Genomic DNA, 17,885 nt, shown 5'->3' on the forward strand with positions numbered 1-17,885 from the left:
ACGGCCCGCTTTCAAAAGCAGCGAGGGCTGAAGTCGACCGGAAATACAGGGCTACTTCAGACCTTCCTTAGGACTCGGCAATACTCCAGACAGTCTTTCGTGCATGAATCTCATACCTTGAATAAACTCCGCAAATCGTTTGATCGAGAGCGGCAATTGATTTTCAATCGCCGCAATCCTGCGATCAGGTGGTAAGAATCAGCGTTCTCACGCTGGCGTGGTGTCCTGGCGGTCGGCACGCCGATGAATCAGGCGATACAAGGCCGGCAGTACCAGTAGCGTCAGCAGCGTCGAGGAAACAATGCCGCCGATGACGACAGTTGCGAGGGGTCGTTGCACTTCCGCGCCCGTTCCAACGTTGATGGCCATCGGTACGAAACCGAGGCTTGCAACCAGCGCAGTCATCAGCACCGGGCGTAGCCGCGTCATCGCGCCATTCACAATGGCATCCTGAATCGGCGCGCCATCGTGGTGCAGCTTGCGAATGAAGCTCACCATCACCAGGCCGTTGAGCACTGCCACACCGGATAGGGCAATGAAGCCGACCCCTGCCGAAATCGAAAGCGGAATATCGCGCAGCCACAATGCGGCAACGCCACCCGTCAGCGCTAACGGCACACCGCTAAAGACGACAGTGGCATCCCGGCCCGAACCGAAGGCCATGAACAGCAGGCCGAAGATCAGAACCAGTACAGCCGGTACGACGACGGACAGGCGTTGGCTAGCCGAGATGAGTTGCTCGAACGTGCCTCCGTAGTTGACCCAATAGCCCTCTGGCAGCGTGATTTCACGGCTTACGCGTTCACGCAGTTCTTCCACGAACGACCCTAGATCGCGTCCGCGCACATTGCTGGTGATAACGATCCGGCGTTTACCGTTCTCGCGGCTGATCTGATTGGGGCCGGGCGCCACTTCGATCGACGCAAGCTGCCCGAGCGGCACGTAGGCGGCTTGGCCCAGCCCGGCAGCAGCGCCGGCCGGAACCGGAATGGGCAGTGTCGCCAGTGCCTTCGGGTCTTGGCGTTGCGCTTCGGGCAGCCGAACTACGATATCGAATCGGCGATCGCCCTCAAACACCTGGCCGGCGACGGCACCGCCAAGGGCGATTGCCACCGTTTGCTGTACGTCGTCGATCGCCAAGCCGTATCGGGACAGCGCATCCACGTTCGGCGTGATCGTCATCAGCGGCAGGCCCGTAATCTGTTCGAGCGCCACGTCGGCAGACCCCTCGATACTCTCGGCCACGGCTTCAATCTTCGAGCCTATTTGGGCCAGTTGCTCCATGTCATCGCCATACACCTTGATCGCCACCTCGGCACGGACACCTGCGATCAACTCATTCATGCGCATCTGCACGGGTTGAGTGAACTCGTAGTTGTTGCCGGGAATGGCGTTCACCGCCTTCTCCAGTTCGGCAAGCAGTACGGCTCTCGGTTTGCGCGGATCGGGCCATTCGCTACGATCCTTGAGCATGATGAAAGTGTCAGCCACCGAAGGCGGCATGGGGTCAGTCGCAACCTCAGCAGTACCGATCTTGGCGACGACTTCCTCCACCTCTGGAAACTCCTTGATCCGCGCCTCCAACTGGCGCTGCATACCAATCGCCTGGGTCAGACTCGTTCCGGGAATGCGCATCGCGTGCAAGGCGATGTCACCTTCATCCAGATTGGGGATGAACTCGGTGCCCAAGCGCGTCGCAAGCAAACCAGATAGCACCACCAGCACTGCCGCCGCCGCGACGACGGCGACTCTCAGCTTGATTGCCTTCTGGAGAAGTGGCGCATAGAAGCGGCTGATGCCGCGCATCACCTTGGTTTCCTTCTCGGAAACCTTGCCGGTGACAAACAGTGCGACCGCAGCAGGCACGAAGGTCAACGACAACACCATCGCACCAGTCAATGCGATCACGACGGTGAGGGCCATCGGATGGAACATCTTTCCTTCCACACCAGACAACGCGAAGATCGGAAGGTAAACAGCCGTGATGATGAACAACCCGAACAGGGCAGGCTTGATGACCTCTGCGCTGGCGCTCGAAACCAGCGAGAAACGCTCATCACGGGTCAGCAGGCGACCGAGCTGGTGCTGTCGTTCACTGAACCTGCGCAAGCAGTTTTCCACGATGATGACCGCACCATCGACAATCAGGCCGAAATCCAGCGCGCCCAGGCTCATTAGGTTGGCCGAGATGCGGTTCTGCACCATGCCAGTGATCGTCAGCAACATGGCGAGCGGAATCACCGCAGCGGTTATCAGGGCTGCACGCAAGTTGCCCAGCAACAGGAACAGCACGGCGATCACCAGCAACGCGCCTTCCAGAAGATTCTTCTGCACGGTTGCGATGGTGCGATCAACGAGTTGAGTGCGGTCGTAAACCGCGTGCGCGCGGACTCCCTCGGGAAGTGTCGCGTCGATCTCAGCGAGCTTTTCTACTGTGCGCTGTGCAACTGCTCGGCTGTTCTCGCCAATCAGCATGAATGCCGTACCCAGCACGACCTCTTTGCCGTCTTTCGTGGCCGCGCCGGTTCGCAGTTCGCTACCCTCTAGAACTTCCGCCACGTCGCCAATTCGGAGTGGCAGTCCATCGCGCGTTGCCACGACAATTTTCCGCAGTCGCTCGATGTCGCGCACTTGTCCGGGGATGCGGATCAGGTACTGCTCGCCATGACGTTCGATGTAGCCGGCGCCGACGTTGGCGTTGTTCCGCGCGACGGCGTTCAGCACGTCGTTCATCGTCAACTCGTAGGCCAGCAGCTTGACCGGATCGGGCGTGATGTGGAATTGACGCACGTAGCCGCCGATGGTGTTGACCTCGGTGACGCCTTTCAGATTGCGGAGCTGCGGACGCACCGACCAGTCCTGCAACGTGCGCAGCGCGGTCGGCGTCCATATTTCCTCGTAGCCCTTTTCGGGTTCCAAGGTGTACATGAATATCTCGCCCAGGCCGGTTGCCACTGGCCCGAGAGAGGGATTCAGGCCCGCCGGAAGTTGCGAAGATGCCTGCTGCAAGCGTTCGGCGACCTGCTGACGGGCAAAGTAAATGTCAGTGCCGTCCTCAAAGACCGCAGTGACCTGCGACAGACCGTAGCGGGAAACCGAGCGGGTGTAGTCGAGCCGAGCGAGGCCAGCCAGCGCCGTCTCAACCGGGAAAGTGACGCGCTGCTCAGCCTCCATTGGCGAGTAGCCTGGCGCCTCGGTATTGATCTGTACCTGGACATTGGTAATGTCCGGTATCGCGTCGATCGGCAAGCGGCTGTAGTTCCAGATCCCCAGCCCGGACAGGGCGAGCACCAATAGAAGCACGAGCCAGCGATGCGCGATGGACGCGCGAATGATACGTTCGAGCATATCCGCGTCCTCAGTGATCGTGGCTTGCGCCAGACTTTTCGATGTCTTGGCGTATCAGGAAACTTTGCTCGGCCACGTAGTTCGTGCCGGGCTTGAGTCCTCCAGTCACCTCAACGTATTCACCATCACGATCGCCAAGTTCGAGCATTCGGACTTCGTATGTCTCGCCGACTTGCGTGAACACCACGGTGAAGTCGCGGAATCGCTGCAACCCCGACTCTTTTACCGCCAGCGGTACGTTGCGCGTGCCTACTGTGACCTCGGCTGCCACGGTCATACCTGGGCGCCAACGTCCCTCCAAGTTCGGGATGCTGACGCGGGCAATGACGCTCTGGCCGCTGCCGGCCACCGGCAACAGTCGCTGAATCTTTCCGCTGGCTTCGGTCTTCCCAGTCGCTGACCGGATTCGTACTGGCTGTCCTGGCTTTAGGGCTTCGGCATCGGTGCCAATGGCGCGCAGTCGATCCATACGTTGGACGGGTCGGCCAGCTCGAACAGCGCACCTGCCTCGGCCACGTCACCGACGTTCGTATTGCGTGCGAGCACCACGCCATCGAACGGTGCGGTAATCGGGTAGGTACGCATACTGTCGTTGCCCTCTACGACGGCCAGCGTCTGGCCGCGGCGGACTCGCTCGCCCTGCTGCACGTTCACCGATCGCACGATGCCAGGGAAGCGTGCGCCAACCGCCGCGTGTCTGTCGGCATCTAGGACAACGGTTCCCATCAACCGCACAACGTCTCGGATGACTGCCGGCCCTGCTGATTCGGTTTTGATACCGGCATCCTTGGCGATGCGGCCGGAATGCTTACGCGGCCCTCATAGGACTGGTAAGACCAAGTGGACTTCTTTCCGGCATGTTCGGCGGACACGGCGACATCGAACGAATGCGGCTCGATCACTTCACCGCTGCCGACCAGATAGTTGCCCTCTGGCGTGAACGTGAACTGGTTGACCTCGCCATCCAAACGGGAGAGTTTGATAGTCGCAACGACATCGGCGGGAGCGACTGGCTTGCCGTCGCGATAGGCGTAGAGCCTGTAATGCGGGGGCACATTGGTTTCGTAGATGGTGACTTCCAGGGCGAAGTCTCCATCACGGAGTAGTCGGCCATTGTTTGGCCCGCGCTCATAGCTTCCGCTGGCTTGGGCACTGGCCTCCTCTTTGGGTTTGTCGCCGCCAGGGCTGCATGCAGCGGCAAATACGCAAAGGAGTAACAGGGAGAGAATGCGAATCATGGTGCGGTGTCCTCAACGGTGGCGGTGAGGCGTTCCACCTCGACCAGCAGAAGGTGATAGCGGGTGGCGGCTTCGACAGCACGCGCACGCAGATCGAACAGCGTCCGCTGCGCTTGGGCCAGCGACAAATAAGAGAATCGGCCTTGCTCAAAGCCGCGACGAGTTGTTGTCAGGGCGCTTTCAGCCATAGGCAGCATTCGTGCGCGTAACGATTCAGCCTCTGTTCGCGCGTGCGTGAGTTCTTGATACTTGTCGAACAGGGTCTGGTGGCGCTCGAAGCGTTCGGCGTCACGCCGCGCTTCCAGCGCAGCAAGCTCCGCATTTGCCTGGGACACCGCGTATCCAGAGCGCGTCGGGCTACCCAACGGCACCGAGATCGACATCACCACGCCGTGATCCTTGAAGGCTTCCAAACGTCGCACGCCCAAGCTGACGTCAATGTTGGGTTTGGCTTCGGCCTCCGCGAGCCGGCGCCGGGCGCCGATGGTGTCGGCCCGCAAGCGCGAAGCCCACAGTTCCGGCGTCATAGGCAAACGGGTAGCCAACGTCTCGAATGGCGCCACGGTCGGCAAGGTTTGGAGGTCGCCGACGACTTCGCCGAAGTCGGGGGTCATTGCCCCCCAGCTCGCGGCCAAAGTCATCTTGGCGCTCGCCAATTCGAGTTCAGCACTCTCGCGATTGAGCTGCGCCTCAGCGACCGCAATATCGGCGGCCTGCAAATCCGACTCAGGATTGCGAGCGGCTTTTACCCACGCTGCAACCTCTCGACGGGTGCGCTCCGCTTGCTTGATACGCTCCTCGGCATACGTCAATCGCTGTTGCCTAGCGAGCACTTCAATGAAGCGGGCCGTAGTTGAACTGGCCAGGTCGATCCGCGTTTTGGTGGCCTGATGCTCTTGTTCTCTCAGTTCGGCTTGTCCCAGCGTTTGGCGAGCCTCGCGCTTGCCACCGAGTTCTATGACCCGACCGATGCGCAATGTCGTTTCGGCCGAGCGAATACCTCGCAGGTTGCCGTTCCCGGCGACGTTCTCTACCTCGCCGCCAATGGTGTAAGGCGGTGGCAGGGCTTCGCGCTGCGTGCGGGCTCGAACGGCCTGGAGTTGCGCCGTTTCGGCGGTAATGGATGGATGGGCGGCCAGCGCGCGGGAGACTGCTTCCTCCAACCGCAGGGGTTCGGCGGCTAGGGCTGCGGACGTACCGCAGGCTCCGACGAACACCAAGACTACTAAGCGGATCAAATTCATGAAAACCCTCACGACGACAACAGATGGCGAGCAAACGATTCCGCGTGACGACTTCCCGCGCACGCCGGAGCGGAATCGCCATAAGACCGATCGTCAATCGGTTTTTTGAGCAAAAAAACACAGCACGCGCGCATATGGACTTACCTCGTCATCACAGTGATGAGAGATTCGGTCACAGAATGCAGCCATCCTGTAGATAGGCTGCAAAACGCCAGAACAAGAATGCCTAGCATCGGCCCCAAGTATGAGACAGACGAGTGCTTGGGCGACAGCAACGCCTCGACACGCTCAGGGATAAAATCGGAAAAGAACGCCATCGCCAATGGCACCTGTTCCTTGGCGTGTTGCCGAAATATCTTCTCCACTGCAACGATGGTCTCGGCCACGGCGACAGGACACCCCACTTCGTTTGCAGCGGCAAAATCACAACGTTGTTCCAAGGCGAGTTCCAGATCACGCAACAACCGGCGACGAGTACCTGGCAACTGTATGCTCGACAACACGACAGCGATCAAGCGATGCAGCACATCGCGATTGGCGATGTGAGCCTGTTCGTGCGCCAACACCACACGCAATTGCGTTGGATCAAGTCGCCGCATCAACGAGGTTGAAAGCAGGATGTGGCCATGCCCGACGCCACAGGCCAGCGCCATAGGCTGATCGACATCAAGCACGCGAAGTTTGTCTGGGTGCCCCGGACGCCAGCTTAGGCGCACCATCGAGGCAAGGGTTCGCCGAGCACGCCAAAGACCCACTGCGGCCCGTGAAGCCAGCCAAGCCGCGTATCCCGCCAACAATGCCAATGCTCCCCATAGCCAAGCACTTTGCCCATTGCCGCTCGGGTGCCAAACGCACAGATGCAAGAGCGCGTCAGCGTGCGCAGAGCAGGTAGCGGCAAATCGGGCCGAACTATCAAACATCGACGGCATGGCAATGGTCAGGGCCGTGTAGGCAATACCCGCCAACGCAGGTGTTACCAGCATCCACCAAGATACCCTTGCTCGCTGAGAAGGTGCCTTTCCCCACAGCGCACGGCGCAATGGGCGCTCGAAGGCTCCAATCAGCAGGGTAAGCGTTACCGCCAGCACGAAGCCGGATAGCAATGCAAACTGAAGTAATGGGCCATAACTCGTCATCACGTCTGATCTAATTCAGCACGACGACGGGCAACCAACTCCTCCAGCCTCTTGAGCTGGTCGTCATCCGCCCTTGCAGCAAGATCGACAAAGGCGCTCAGCAACGCATCCGGCTGCGGGCCTGCGACACGACGCACCGTGGATTCCACCAGCTTCTGGATCAATTCCCGGCGGGAAACTCGCGCTGAATACTCATAGGCATGGCTGATCTTTTCGCGCTGGAGCATGGCCTTGCGAAATAGACGTTCCAGCGTAGATTGCACGGTGTTCAAAGAAATCGAGCGGGACTGCCCAATGCGCGCGTACACCGCCTTGGTATCGGACGGGCCGAAACGCCAGATGTCTTCGAGCACGGCGATTTCCAGATCGCCAAGTGTTGGTACGTTGTGATTGGTCAATGTTGTCGGCTCCGAGTTTTGACTCGAATTCAAGAGTATCCACCACAAAAAACCGACCGTCAATCGGTTTATTGTGCCGCCCCGTGCCGGACACTGCTATCGTGGAAGCTAACCAACGGCAGGCCCACGCTGCCGTCCTATCTCCCAGGACACCCCGCCGCCGCGCACCGTCGCGGCAAGCTGCTGCCCCAGCCGCTGTTCGATCACCGGCCGCCACGGCACCAGGCTGAATCCCTTGCCATCGTCGAGCATCGCGTAACGCCCGCTGGCGAGCATGACGGCGCGCCGGTAGATACCGGCCACACGCTGGCCGTCGCCCACAGGCCGATGCTCCAGGCCGGTGTCGGCGGCAATGTCCTTCGCGGCCTGCGTCAGTTCCCGGTTGCGCAGCGTGCCCAGCAGGTTGCGCGCCAGGATCACGCGCTGCCCGCGCCGCTCGGCCAGCCCCTGTTCGGCCAGGAAGTCGGCGCGCTGCTGCATCGCCTGCTTGGCCTCGCCGCCAAAGCCCAGATCGCCCAAGCCCGAGCCGCCGCCGATCAGTTGCTGGTCAAGCCAGGTGGCCCCGATCACGCGGGCCTGCCGCTCGATGGGCAGGTGCGATTTCAGCTCCACGGCCACGCCGCCCAGGCGCTGTGCGTCGTAGCGGCGGCCCTGCTCGGGCAGGTCATCCGGCACCTTCCATAGCCCCACGGCCACGCGCTCCACGATGCCGGCCCGGCGCAGGGCTTCGAGCCGGCGGACGTGGGCCGCAACGACTTCCTGCGGATCGCGGCCCGGCATGGCCTGCCCCTGTGCAATGGCGAGGTGGTGGTCGGTGCGGTACAGGCCATCGCTCGCCAGCGCGGCGATGTTTTTGTCGGCCGCGCGCACGTCGGCCGATCCCTTCACCTCCACCACCGCGCCGGTGGGATAGTTCGCCAGCTCGTCGCGGGCGTTGAGCGCGACGTAGTGGGCCTTGCCATCCACGCCGTCGATGACCAGATAGCCCCGGTCGCGCAACTCGTCGGCCAGCCCCTTCGCGGCCACGCGGCCGATGATGGTTCGGCCATCGTCTCCCGGTTCGAACACCGCCAGTTCGCGCGGCTCGCCGCGCATCGCCCGCTGCATGGTGCGGATGATGTCGCCACGTTCGCCCAGGGCGCGCAGGGTCTTTTCCGCGTCGGCATGGACGGCCCAGGTGCCCGGCTGCATCTCGTCGGCCAGGCCCAGGCGCTGCAAGCGTTGCAGCCGGCCGATCAGCAGCAGGCGCTGGCGTTGCAGCCGAGGTTCGTTGAAGCGTTCGATCTGCACCCGGCCATCCTCGCCGGCCTCGCGCTGCAACGTGCGGTCGAGGCTCGTCCACCGCTCTTGCTCCACCTCGCGCTGCAAGGTCTGCTGGATCTCCAGCTCGCTGCGCGGCCCCAGCCATTCGGTCGCCAGTTCTGCGGCGCGATGGCGGAAGCCATCGGCGATGTAGTCGCCCGCGATGATGAGGTCTTTGCCGGTGTCGTCGCGTCCGCGCACGACGATGTGCGTGTGCGGGTTGTCGGTGTTCCAGTGGTTGACGGCTACCCAATCGAGGCCCGTGCCCAGGTCGGCTTCCATGCGGCCCATCAGGTGCCGCGTGTAGGTGCGTAGGTCTTCCAGCTCGGCCCCATCCTCGGGCGAGAGGATGAAGCGGAAATGGTGCCGGTCGTCAGCGCAGCGTTCCTTGAAGGCGTCGAGGTCGGCGGCATCGGTTTGCGGCCCGTAGGCTTGGCCCGGCTCGCCATCGCGGCCCACACCGTCGCGCTCGATGTAGCGTAGATGCTTGGCGAGCGACTGCGGGCTGGCTTGGCGCTGGTTGACCAGCAGCGTCTTGATGGTCACGCGCCGCGACATGGGCGTCAGCTTGGCGCCGGCGAAGCGCGCCGCTGTGTGGCAGCGCCCGAGGCGCGAGCCGGGCCGCTGGCCGGTGCCCCTCCCGGTGCCGGTGCCGGTGGCAGTGCCAGGACGGCGCACAGCGGACTTGCCGCTGCTGGCCTTGCCCGCCTGCTTGAGCACCTTGGAGACGAAGCTCTGGTCGCGGTTCTTTGGGGCGCCGGGGCGGATGCGGAAATCGTCGTCGCGGCGGTCGGTCATGGCTGTGCTCCCTGCAAGCTCTGGCATGTCTGGTCGTGCGAAGCACGCGGACAAGCCTGCATTGGCGCGAGCCTCGCGCCCCACGCGGCACGGCGGCGAAGCCGCTGCGTGCCGCGCCACCCGCACGTGCAGACTGGCTTTGCGGGCCGACAGGTGCCGCACCCTTTTGTCTTGCCTTCCGCCTTTGCCCCTCGCTGTCGCTCGGAGCAGCGGCGGCCCGGCGGCGCTGCTGCGCGAGCAGCCAGCGCGCCGGCGAACGCGGACACGGCCGCAGGCCGGGCGCGTTCGAGGCAAGACGCCTGCACGTTGGACGGCTGCGCCGAAGGCAGCGCGAAGTGCGGTGCCCAATGCGCAGGATTGGCACCCGCACTGCACGCGCGACGACACGGCGACGACCAGCAGGACGACACGCCCGATGGCACGATGAGATGCACGGCAACGTGCAGCGAATCGACGGCCATCATGGGCGGGATTCCAGCCAGACCGGATGCGCGACGCCGATCACGGCGGATGCGCTGACCGGCCCGAAATACCGGCTGTCGAACGACGCCGGATTGGTGACACTGAGCAGGAACAGCTCGCCAGGCCGAAGGCGGCGGCACTGCTGCCAGGATGGCAGCGGGCGGCCCCAGCGGTCGGCAGGCAGCACGGCGGCCGAAGGCACGCCGTTGATGCGGACGCTGCCGTCAGCGATGCACACCTCTTGCGGCGCCACCGCACCTACGCGCTTGAGCAGCGAGATGCGCGTTGGTAGGTAGCCGCGCTGCGCAGCGAGCGCGGCAGCCTCGGCGGGCAGCGGCACCAGCACGATGCTGCCCACGGACAACGGACGTGGCGGCGAGCTGGCGCGAGGGTCGAGCGGATCGACGCGATACCAGCCGACCGCCACGCTGTCGGACGGGTTGTAGGTCAGGCGCGGCAGTGGATGCACGAAGGACGCCCAGGCCAGCGCAGCGAGGCCGCAGGCGGACAGGCCCGCCAACACGAGGCGAGCGCGCAAACGTGCGCGGTGCGAGCGAGGATGCGGCGTGGTGCCGGAAGTGGAAACGGCGGTCATGGCAGTGCCCTCCCGGCGAGCCAAGCGGAGTGCCGCTCGGCGGTGTATTCGGGCAGCGGCAGGCGCGCAGCGAGCCGGTTGGCGAGCGTGCGCCAGTACGCGGGCGAGACGCTGACGGGCGCGATGCCCAGCGCCTCGATGGCGTCGATGCGCTCCAGCACGGCGCGCACCTGCATCTCGCCTTCGGCGTGCAGCAGCAGGCGTGCGCCGGGCTGCACGCCGGGGATGCGCTGTGCCGCATCGAGCGGCGTGCAAGCCTGCATGACCATGAGCTGCCAGCGAACGGTGCCGTAGTCGTTGGCCTGCCAGCGGATGCGGCACAACATGGCACCCGGCAGGAACACCGCGCAGCGCCGCCAACGGTCGAGCTGGTGCGTGCGCGCGGGTTCGCCGAAGCGCAAATAGAGCTTGAAGCGCGGTTCGATGTAGGCCAGCGCCACGCGCGTCAGCGGCGCGCTGGCAGGCTGGCCGGAAGGTGCTGCGAGCGCAGCCGTGGCCGCGCCAGCGGCAGGCGAAGCGGATGCGGTCATGGGGCGTTCTCCCTGCGGTGTTCTGGAAACTCGCGCTCCAGCAGGCCGCGCAGCAGGTCGGCCACGGTCACGCCCTGCGTGAAAGCCGATACCTTGATGCGCGCCCGCATCGCGGGCGTGATGTCGAGGGTCAGGCGAGCCGTGTAGAGGTCGCCCTTGCCAAGTGCATCGGCATCGCCCTGGCGAATCCACGCCTCGGCGTGCGGATTCGCCGGTGGACGCGCGCCGATGCCGACGCGCTTTGCGCGAGGTGGCGGCTTCGCTGTCATGTCGGCCACCGCAGCAGTTCGTCCACCAGCGCGGTGATTTCGCGCGCGGCGGCGCTGTCCGGCGCCGTCTCGCGTGCAAGCCGGCCAGCGGCCACGCTGTCGGCGAACACGATGCGCTGATGCACTTCCGCGCGCAGCGCAGGAAGCGGTTGGTCGTCCAGCGCCTGGCGCGCTTCGCGCCCGATCACGGTGGTACTGACGCGCCGATTGATGACGAAGGCCGCGCGCAGCGCAGGCCGAAACACCTGTGCCTCGCGGATCAGCGCCACCATCTCGGCGCTGGCCCACAGGTCGTAAGGGCTGGGCTGCACGGGGATCAGCACGCGCTCGGCCGCCAGCAGCGCGGAGCGCGCCAGTGCCGCGATGCGCGGCGGGCCGTCGATGATGACGTGATCGGCCCGCCTGGCGAGTTCTGGCGCCTCTTGGTGCAGCGTTTCGCGTGCGAGGCCCACGGCGCTGAACAGCCGTGGCAAGCCTTGCTGGCTTCTGCGCTGTGTCCAGTCCAGCGATGAACCCTGCGGGTCGGCGTCCAGCAGGACGACGTGCTGGCCGCGCATCGCCAGCTCGCCGGCGATGTGCGTGGCGAGCGTGGTCTTGCCCACGCCGCCTTTCTGGTTGAGCAGAGCGACGATCATGGCGCGGCCCTCCGTGTTGGAAAGCCGGGCTTTTGCTGCTGCGCTTGTGGCCGCGTGGTGGTTGTCCACCGCAGCGGCGTTTCTCTACTAAAAGTTAGAGAAATTAAGTTAGGGAAGTTAGAGGGTGCGCAAACCCAATGCTGGCGCGGGTTTGCGGACGATCGGCACGCCTGATAGCACGATAGTCCCACGCCTGATAGCACGATACCCCGCACGCCTGATAGCACGACACCATTCACAGGTTTTCCCGAAGTTATCCCCGTGCCGTCTGCGGCACGGGCCGGAACGTCAGCAGCTCCATGCCGTTGTCCGGCATCCGCTCGATGCCCAGGACGTAACCGGGCAGCGACTGCCGCGCGACGAGCGCGCGCAGATCGCAGGCGAAGTCGTAGGGCTTCGCGGTGCTGCCGGACTTCTGGTGCAGATAGCGAAAGTCGAACTGCCAGCCGTATGCCTGCTTGCCGCCGTGCTTGCGCACCAGGCGGTACAGCCACCGCTCGATGCCGCCGGTGAGCCGGAAGTACGCCGGGTCGATGGTCAGCACCAGGGCGGCGTCGAGCACGCCCGCAAAGAACCAGTCCGGCAGGATCAGCTCGATGCCCAGCGGCGTGCCGCGGGCAGCGCAGTGCGCTCGTACAGCATCGAGTCGATGCGCTCGCGCAGCGTCCGCACGCTCCAGCGTTCGGCACTCGCCATCTGCGCGTAATAGTCCCGCTGGAGCGGGTCTTTCAGCGGGATCAGGGCGATGAAGTGCGTCCAGCTCAATTCTCGTATCAGTGATACGAGAATCTGCTCGTCGGGGAAGGTGGCTGCGAACTGCACCATGCGGCGCAGGTTCTGCTCGGCAAAGCTGTTGCCGTACTCCTTCACCAACTGCGCCGCCAGGGTAGGCAGGACTTCCTTGCCATAAGCGCCCCGGCGCCCGTCCAAGACCTGCGTATGGATGCGCTGGCCGATGCGCCAGTAGAGCATCGTCAGCTCGCTATTCACCGTCGAGGCGGCGCGCTTGCGCGCCGCCTCGATCAGTGCCCGAATGTCGCCCAGCAGCGCCGAAGGCGCTGCGGACGATGCTGCGGATGACCGGCGCGTGTTCATGCCGCCGCCTCCGCAAGCTGGCGCCCGCCCGTGATGGCCTGGCGGCGGCTGGCCACCAGTTCGGCCGCATCGCGCACGGGCTTGTCCTCGGTGTGGACGTAGTGCATGAACATCGCCACGGTCTTGTGGCCCGTCAGCTTCATGCCCACTTTGGTCGGCACGCCCGAATTGGCAATGTCGGTGGTCGAGCGATGGCGGATGCCGTGCGTGCCGACGTGCGGCACGCCGGCGGCCTTGAGCGTCCGGCACCAGCCGCCATAGTGCTCGCCAAAGGTCAGGTGCTTGGCCGGGTCGTTCGGCGACGGCAAGACGTAGGGGCAGCCGTCCCGGCGCGGTGCCGTCGAAAGCAGCCGATAGGCTTCCTCGCTCATAGGCTTGGAAATGCCGCCGACCTTGCTGTCGGGCCATACAACGCGCCGGTTCTCGAAGTCGAGCCAGCTCCATTGGAGCGGGCAGATTTCGGAGCGCCGTGCCGCGAACTCGAATTGCAGCCGGATCGCCAGTGGGATGACGTAGTTCTCCAGCCCTTCCGCCTCCAGTTTCTCCAACTGGCGGAAGATCCGCACCATTTCCTCGTCCACGATGAGCCGGGTTTCCTTGCCCGGCGGGTACATCGGGACGTGGCGGCACGGATTCGTGCCATCCGGGCGATAGCCCCACACTTCGGCCAGGTTGAACATCTTGCGCAGCACGCCGAAGGTCTTGTTCGCCTCGGTCGGCTTGTAGGCCAGCTTCTCCATCAGCCCGGCAATGTCGGGCCGCTTCACGTCATGCACCTTCTTGCGGCCCAGCAGCGGGATGATGTTGCGGTCGATGACGCCCTGATAGCCGTCCTGCGTGCTGGGCTTGTTGCGCTTCTTGGAGTAGTCCTCCATGAACTTCTTGCACAACTCGGCCATCGTGGGCGCCTTGCGCGCCTCGGCCTTGGCGCCGCCGGGGTCGCCGCCCCGGCGAACCTCGGCCAGCCAGTCCTGTGCCTTGACTCGTGCCTGTTCGACGGTCAGCTCCCCGTACAGCCCCAGCGAGGGCTTGCGGGGCTGGCCGGAGTTCGTGCGGTACTGGAGCATGAACACCCGGCGGCCGGTCGGGGTAATCTTGCACAGGAAGCCAGGCACCACGGTATCCCGCAGTTCAACATCCTTGGCTTGGGGCTGGGCCGCCTCCACGGCGGTTTTGGTGAGCTTGATCTTTGCCATGATGACTCCTTGGAACGACCCGGATTCCAAGAGCCAGATAGGAGCGGCGCGAGGGAAAACCGGGTCAAGTTTCAGAAAGCACCGGCATATGATGGACGCGCGTAAGCTATTGATAAACCTGCTGTATCGAGCTACGGCGCAGTCCAGCGAACTACCGGGCTGGAGTCATCGTGAAACAAAAAAGCCGGCGCAATGTCTGGAATACATCCTTGTGCATGAGCTGACACATCTGTTGGAGCACCATCACAACGTGCGATTTACCGGGTTGCTTAACCAGCACTTGCCGCAATGGCGGACGCTGCGTGAGGAACTTAACGGATCGGTGCTGGCTGAGTTCTAGGCTGCTCGCTGCATCGCATGATCCCATTCATAACGTCAATTTCAGCCAATCAGATCGCCATGTCCCACCAGTGAGCAGCAGTGCAGGTTAGGAGAAAAAATGCGCGACTCGCTGATTGGCATACCAGCGCCCAATCGTAGGCATCTGATCCAGAAGGGTTTTTTGAATTCTCATCCTTGACGGAATTCTCCAGTTAGCTGACGTACGACACGAGGCGGCAAAATACTCTGCCGGCCCACTGTTCATTTCTTTTTATATTCAGGTTTGTGCCTTCTGTAAAGCGCAATACAAGATGCTCTCCAGCATAGGAGAAGAGCAAGTATTTGAAAGATTTTACGAGCCTCTGGGCGATGCGGCTTCTAAATACGCTGGCCTCTTGGGCTACACTCCCGGATCCACTAGAGATCCTAATACACTAATGCCGAAATCAAACCACCCAATCAAGAATGGCTTGATTATCAAAGAAATTGATTTAATGGCTGGTTCTATCTGGGGTTCGGGGTGTTAAAGCCCTCTATTCAAGTATAGGTAGCAGTAGGACGGCAATGTTAACTTATATGGGCGGGCGCCGATCTGATGACAGGCAAGAGAGTAGTGCTGGCGCACCCGTCTCTCAGAACCATGAACCTAATAACAGCCCTTGCATTGAGCTTGGTGAAGATGGCACCGTTCGAGCAATGGCAGCCCTACAAGGACGTAATCTGATGCACCAGAAGCGAATTGCTTTATTGATCGATTGCGACAACGTCAGTCATAACGCCATCGAGGGTGTGCTTGAAGAGCTCGCCAAGTACGGAATGGTCAACGTTCGGCATGCTCACGGCGACTGGAAGAGCGACGGGCTATCCGGATGGGTTGAGCGTCTACACCCGTTTGCTATTCGGCCCATGCAGCAGTTCGCGTACACCAAGGGTAAGAACGCCACTGACGCTGCGATGATCATTGATGCGATGGATCTGCTTTACAGCAAGAGCATCGATGCCTTTGCTCTGATGACCAGCGACAGTGACTTCACGCCACTAGCTCTTCGCCTTCAAGAAAGTGGCTTTCCGGTCTTCGGCTTCGGCGAAAAGAAAACCCCGACTGCCTTCGTACACGCCTGTACTTCTTTCATCTACGTGGAGAATCTGGCACGCGCGACGGATGACGACCAAGTTTCAAATGATGAGCAGCCCAGGAAGAAATCGAGAAAAGAGCTGCGTTGCGATACAACACTCGTTCGCCTGCTACGCAACGCGGCAGACCAAACGGCTGGAGATGATGGTTGGTCGCTACTCAGCAGGGTGTCGGACTACATCCACAACAACAGCTCTTTTTCTGTCGTGAACTACGGCTTCCAGAAGCTGGGCGACCTAATCCGCACATCAGAGCTCTTCGACGTCGAAATGCGCGGAACGGTCATGGTTATTCGCACCATCCGCAAGCAGGTACTATCCACCAGTCAAGAGGCTGCCTTGGCTAGCCCTGCTTAATCTTCACTCGAAGGCTGAGGGGTATCCAATGCTTGAAGCTCTGAGCAATCACGACCGTGAGCAAAAGGGAGTTACCCAGCATGAGCCAAATGAGACCGGGCTCTGCAAGTGGAGCGAGCAACCATGTCTGAACTGATCAAGCAGGCCTGGGGTTCTACCCCGTCAGCTACCGGCCCAGAGTGTGTAAAAACGTCCGTACAAACCTTTGCTATGATTTCTGAGAACTTCATCGCAAGGGAAACCCATGAAACGGTTTATCCAGGGTGAACACCGAGGTCAAAGCACCTTACTTCCCGAAAGCCTCGACGACTACGTCAGCGATACCAATCCGGTTCGGGTGGTTGACGTTTTCGTCGATGAACTCGATTTGGCCAATCTAGGTTTTGATGGCGTCATTCCAGCCGAAACCGGCAGACCTGCCTACCACCCGGCGATCCTGCTGAAGATCTACATCTACGGTTACCTAAACCGAATTCAATCGAGCCGACGTCTGGAGCGAGAAGCCCAGCGCAACGTCGAACTCATGTGGCTAACCGGGCGTTTGATGCCCGATTTCAAGACCATCGCCAACTTCCGAAAAGACAACAGCAAGGCCATTCGCGGCGTCTGCCGCCAGTTCGTTTTGCTCTGCCAGCAGTTGGGGTTGTTTGACGAAAACCTGGTTGCCATCGACGGCAGCAAATTCAAGGCAGTGAACAACCGTGACCGCAATTTCACCAGCGCCAAACTGAAGCGGCGCATGGAAGAAATCGAGGCGAGCATCGGCCGTTATTTGGCTGCGCTCGATGCGGCTGATCGACAGATTCCTAGCGCCTCCGCGCCAGACATTGCCAGCCTGGAAGATAAAATCGCCAAGCTCAAATCGCAGATGAAAGAGCTTCAAGGGATCGAAACTCAGCTCAACGATTCCCCTGACAAACAGGTTTCGCTGACCGACCCGGATGCCCGTTCGATGATGACGCGCGGCAGCGGTATCGTCGGCTACAACGTGCAGACGGCGGTCGATACGCAGCACCATTTGATTGTTGCTCATGAGGTCACCAACAGAGGTTCTGACCGCGACCAACTCAGCTCGATGGCCAAGCAAGCTAGGGAAGCCATTGGCGCAGAAACATTGTCGGTAGTCGCCGACCGAGGCTACTTCAAGGGTGAAGAAATCCTCGCCTGTCACGATGCAAACATCACCGCTTATGTGCCAAAGCCGATGACTTCAAGCGCCAAGGCTGATGGCCGGTTCAACAAAGATGCCTTCGTTTATGACGCGACGAAAAACAAATATACATGCCCGGCTGGCGAGGCACTGATTTGGCGATTCTCCAGCGTTGAGAAAGGCATGAATATGCACTGTTACTGGAGTTCAAAGTGCCAGAGTTGCGCGCTGAAAACCCAGTGCACGCCAAGCACAAATCGTCGAGTAAGGCGCTGGGAACATGAAGCGGTGCTGGAGGAAATGCAACGCCGGCTGAACCAAGCACCGGAGATGATGCGGGTTCGAAAACGGACTGTTGAGCATCCCTTCGGGACGCTCAAACAATGGATGGGAGCAACGCACTTCCTGACTCGAAAACTGAATGGGGTGAGCGCAGAAATGAGCTTGAATGTGCTCGCCTACAACTTGAAGCGGGTGATGAAAATCATCGGCACCGAAGGCTTGTTGAAGGCGATGGCGGCGTAAAAGCCCAGCTTTTACTGCCCCAAGAGGTGCCAAAGCGCTTCATACGCGCTCTGAAGCGTTACCGGCGCTGATCGTGGTAAATAATCGGGAAATCGCCACGCCCAGGAGCAATGGGCTGAAGCACGCAAGATAAGAAAGTGTTTTTACACACT

At 61.8% G+C, this 17,885-nt stretch carries 17 protein-coding genes and 2 pseudogenes; 4 read left to right on the forward strand and 15 right to left on the reverse strand.

Annotation, left to right across the window (positions count from 1 at the left end; all coding sequences use genetic code 11):
• Positions 1-207 precede the first annotated feature (207 nt).
• The 15 genes and pseudogenes from DQ405_RS04450 to DQ405_RS04515 form a co-directional block, all read right to left on the reverse strand.
• The gene (locus tag DQ405_RS04450) at positions 208-3,348 is read right to left on the reverse strand and encodes an efflux RND transporter permease subunit (protein ID WP_041014144.1); all 3,141 of its coding nucleotides are present in this window, start codon (positions 3,346-3,348) and stop codon (positions 208-210) included.
• Between the two features lie 10 nt (positions 3,349-3,358).
• The gene (locus tag DQ405_RS27420) at positions 3,359-3,817 is read right to left on the reverse strand and encodes an efflux RND transporter periplasmic adaptor subunit (RefSeq protein WP_241509262.1); all 459 of its coding nucleotides are present in this window, start codon (positions 3,815-3,817) and stop codon (positions 3,359-3,361) included.
• Complete coding sequence (locus tag DQ405_RS27425; protein WP_241729811.1) at positions 3,775-4,074, reverse strand: acetyl-CoA carboxylase biotin carboxyl carrier protein subunit; 300 nt, start codon at positions 4,072-4,074, stop codon at positions 3,775-3,777. The genes DQ405_RS27420 and DQ405_RS27425 overlap by 43 nt, the downstream gene beginning before the upstream one ends.
• Positions 4,074-4,586, reverse strand: a complete 513-nt coding sequence (locus DQ405_RS27430) for a hypothetical protein (RefSeq protein ID WP_241729813.1) — start codon at positions 4,584-4,586, stop codon at positions 4,074-4,076. Before DQ405_RS27430 ends, DQ405_RS27425 begins: the two co-directional genes overlap by 1 nt.
• The gene (locus DQ405_RS04460) at positions 4,583-5,830 is read right to left on the reverse strand and encodes a TolC family protein (protein WP_003111094.1); all 1,248 of its coding nucleotides are present in this window, start codon (positions 5,828-5,830) and stop codon (positions 4,583-4,585) included. The genes DQ405_RS27430 and DQ405_RS04460 overlap by 4 nt, the downstream gene beginning before the upstream one ends.
• Before the next feature lie 140 nt (positions 5,831-5,970).
• On the reverse strand, positions 5,971-6,966 hold the full coding sequence (locus DQ405_RS04465; RefSeq protein WP_020750882.1) for a M56 family metallopeptidase: 996 nt from the start codon (positions 6,964-6,966) through the stop codon (positions 5,971-5,973).
• A complete protein-coding gene (locus tag DQ405_RS04470) occupies positions 6,966-7,412 on the reverse strand; it encodes a BlaI/MecI/CopY family transcriptional regulator (protein ID WP_342030397.1) in 447 nt (148 codons plus the stop codon). Before DQ405_RS04470 ends, DQ405_RS04465 begins: the two co-directional genes overlap by 1 nt.
• A gap of 60 nt (positions 7,413-7,472) precedes the next feature.
• A complete protein-coding gene (locus tag DQ405_RS04475; protein ID WP_041014142.1) occupies positions 7,473-9,464 on the reverse strand; it encodes a relaxase/mobilization nuclease domain-containing protein in 1,992 nt (663 codons plus the stop codon).
• A gap of 460 nt (positions 9,465-9,924) precedes the next feature.
• Positions 9,925-10,521: a S26 family signal peptidase gene (locus tag DQ405_RS04480; RefSeq protein ID WP_041014141.1), complete on the reverse strand. Its 597-nt coding sequence runs from the start codon at positions 10,519-10,521 to the stop codon at positions 9,925-9,927.
• On the reverse strand, positions 10,518-11,051 hold the full coding sequence (locus tag DQ405_RS04485) for a DUF2840 domain-containing protein (RefSeq protein ID WP_041014140.1): 534 nt from the start codon (positions 11,049-11,051) through the stop codon (positions 10,518-10,520). Before DQ405_RS04485 ends, DQ405_RS04480 begins: the two co-directional genes overlap by 4 nt.
• Positions 11,048-11,320, reverse strand: a complete 273-nt coding sequence (locus DQ405_RS04490) for a hypothetical protein (protein WP_034032526.1) — start codon at positions 11,318-11,320, stop codon at positions 11,048-11,050. Before DQ405_RS04490 ends, DQ405_RS04485 begins: the two co-directional genes overlap by 4 nt.
• Complete coding sequence (parA, locus tag DQ405_RS04495; protein WP_041014139.1) at positions 11,317-11,955, reverse strand: ParA family partition ATPase; 639 nt, start codon at positions 11,953-11,955, stop codon at positions 11,317-11,319. The genes DQ405_RS04490 and parA overlap by 4 nt, the downstream gene beginning before the upstream one ends.
• A 253-nt stretch (positions 11,956-12,208) precedes the next feature.
• Positions 12,209-12,748 (reverse strand): annotated as a pseudogene (locus DQ405_RS04505) (replication initiator protein A); the annotation flags it as partial.
• Positions 12,643-13,050: pseudogene (locus DQ405_RS04510) on the reverse strand (DUF1016 N-terminal domain-containing protein); the annotation flags it as partial. The pseudogenes DQ405_RS04505 and DQ405_RS04510, both read right to left, overlap by 106 nt.
• On the reverse strand, positions 13,047-14,246 hold the full coding sequence (locus DQ405_RS04515) for a tyrosine-type recombinase/integrase (protein ID WP_034032494.1): 1,200 nt from the start codon (positions 14,244-14,246) through the stop codon (positions 13,047-13,049). The gene DQ405_RS04515 and the pseudogene DQ405_RS04510, both read right to left, overlap by 4 nt.
• Before the next feature lie 88 nt (positions 14,247-14,334).
• Here DQ405_RS04515 and DQ405_RS04520 point away from each other — a divergent pair, with 88 nt between their 5' ends.
• The 4 genes from DQ405_RS04520 to DQ405_RS04535 all read left to right on the forward strand — a co-directional run bounded on the left by DQ405_RS04520 (position 14,335) and on the right by DQ405_RS04535 (position 17,733).
• A complete protein-coding gene (locus DQ405_RS04520) occupies positions 14,335-14,586 on the forward strand; it encodes a YgjP-like metallopeptidase domain-containing protein (protein WP_234463636.1) in 252 nt (83 codons plus the stop codon).
• 704 nt (positions 14,587-15,290) lie between these two features.
• Positions 15,291-16,058 carry an NYN domain-containing protein gene (locus DQ405_RS04525; protein ID WP_041014137.1) on the forward strand — a complete coding sequence of 256 codons (768 nt, stop codon included), beginning with the start codon at positions 15,291-15,293 and terminating at the stop codon, positions 16,056-16,058.
• 123 nt (positions 16,059-16,181) lie between these two features.
• A complete protein-coding gene (locus DQ405_RS04530; protein ID WP_168423113.1) occupies positions 16,182-16,325 on the forward strand; it encodes a hypothetical protein in 144 nt (47 codons plus the stop codon).
• Positions 16,303-17,733, forward strand: a complete 1,431-nt coding sequence (locus DQ405_RS04535; protein ID WP_168423114.1) for an IS1182-like element ISPmo1 family transposase — start codon at positions 16,303-16,305, stop codon at positions 17,731-17,733. The genes DQ405_RS04530 and DQ405_RS04535 overlap by 23 nt, the downstream gene beginning before the upstream one ends.
• Positions 17,734-17,885 lie beyond the last annotated feature (152 nt).

The sequence above is a fragment of the Pseudomonas sp. SST3 genome (assembly GCF_003325755.1).

What these genes read in the sequence shown, in the direction of transcription:
- DQ405_RS04490 (WP_034032526.1), bottom strand. Translation starts at nt 11,320, where the DNA reads ATGACAGCGAAGCCGCCACCTCGCGCAAAGCGCGTCGGCATCGGCGCG.
- DQ405_RS04460 (WP_003111094.1), bottom strand. Translation starts at nt 5,830, where the DNA reads ATGAATTTGATCCGCTTAGTAGTCTTGGTGTTCGTCGGAGCCTGCGGT.
- parA (WP_041014139.1), bottom strand. Translation starts at nt 11,955, where the DNA reads ATGATCGTCGCTCTGCTCAACCAGAAAGGCGGCGTGGGCAAGACCACG.
- DQ405_RS04525 (WP_041014137.1), top strand. Translation starts at nt 15,291, where the DNA reads ATGCACCAGAAGCGAATTGCTTTATTGATCGATTGCGACAACGTCAGT.
- DQ405_RS04480 (WP_041014141.1), bottom strand. Translation starts at nt 10,521, where the DNA reads ATGACCGCCGTTTCCACTTCCGGCACCACGCCGCATCCTCGCTCGCAC.
- DQ405_RS04475 (WP_041014142.1), bottom strand. Translation starts at nt 9,464, where the DNA reads ATGACCGACCGCCGCGACGACGATTTCCGCATCCGCCCCGGCGCCCCA.
- DQ405_RS27420 (WP_241509262.1), bottom strand. Translation starts at nt 3,817, where the DNA reads ATGGATCGACTGCGCGCCATTGGCACCGATGCCGAAGCCCTAAAGCCA.
- DQ405_RS04465 (WP_020750882.1), bottom strand. Translation starts at nt 6,966, where the DNA reads ATGACGAGTTATGGCCCATTACTTCAGTTTGCATTGCTATCCGGCTTC.
- DQ405_RS04520 (WP_234463636.1), top strand. Translation starts at nt 14,335, where the DNA reads ATGATGGACGCGCGTAAGCTATTGATAAACCTGCTGTATCGAGCTACG.
- DQ405_RS27425 (WP_241729811.1), bottom strand. Translation starts at nt 4,074, where the DNA reads ATGGGAACCGTTGTCCTAGATGCCGACAGACACGCGGCGGTTGGCGCA.
- DQ405_RS04535 (WP_168423114.1), top strand. Translation starts at nt 16,303, where the DNA reads ATGAAACGGTTTATCCAGGGTGAACACCGAGGTCAAAGCACCTTACTT.
- DQ405_RS04450 (WP_041014144.1), bottom strand. Translation starts at nt 3,348, where the DNA reads ATGCTCGAACGTATCATTCGCGCGTCCATCGCGCATCGCTGGCTCGTG.
- DQ405_RS27430 (WP_241729813.1), bottom strand. Translation starts at nt 4,586, where the DNA reads ATGATTCGCATTCTCTCCCTGTTACTCCTTTGCGTATTTGCCGCTGCA.
- DQ405_RS04515 (WP_034032494.1), bottom strand. Translation starts at nt 14,246, where the DNA reads ATGGCAAAGATCAAGCTCACCAAAACCGCCGTGGAGGCGGCCCAGCCC.
- DQ405_RS04530 (WP_168423113.1), top strand. Translation starts at nt 16,182, where the DNA reads ATGTCTGAACTGATCAAGCAGGCCTGGGGTTCTACCCCGTCAGCTACC.
- DQ405_RS04485 (WP_041014140.1), bottom strand. Translation starts at nt 11,051, where the DNA reads ATGACCGCATCCGCTTCGCCTGCCGCTGGCGCGGCCACGGCTGCGCTC.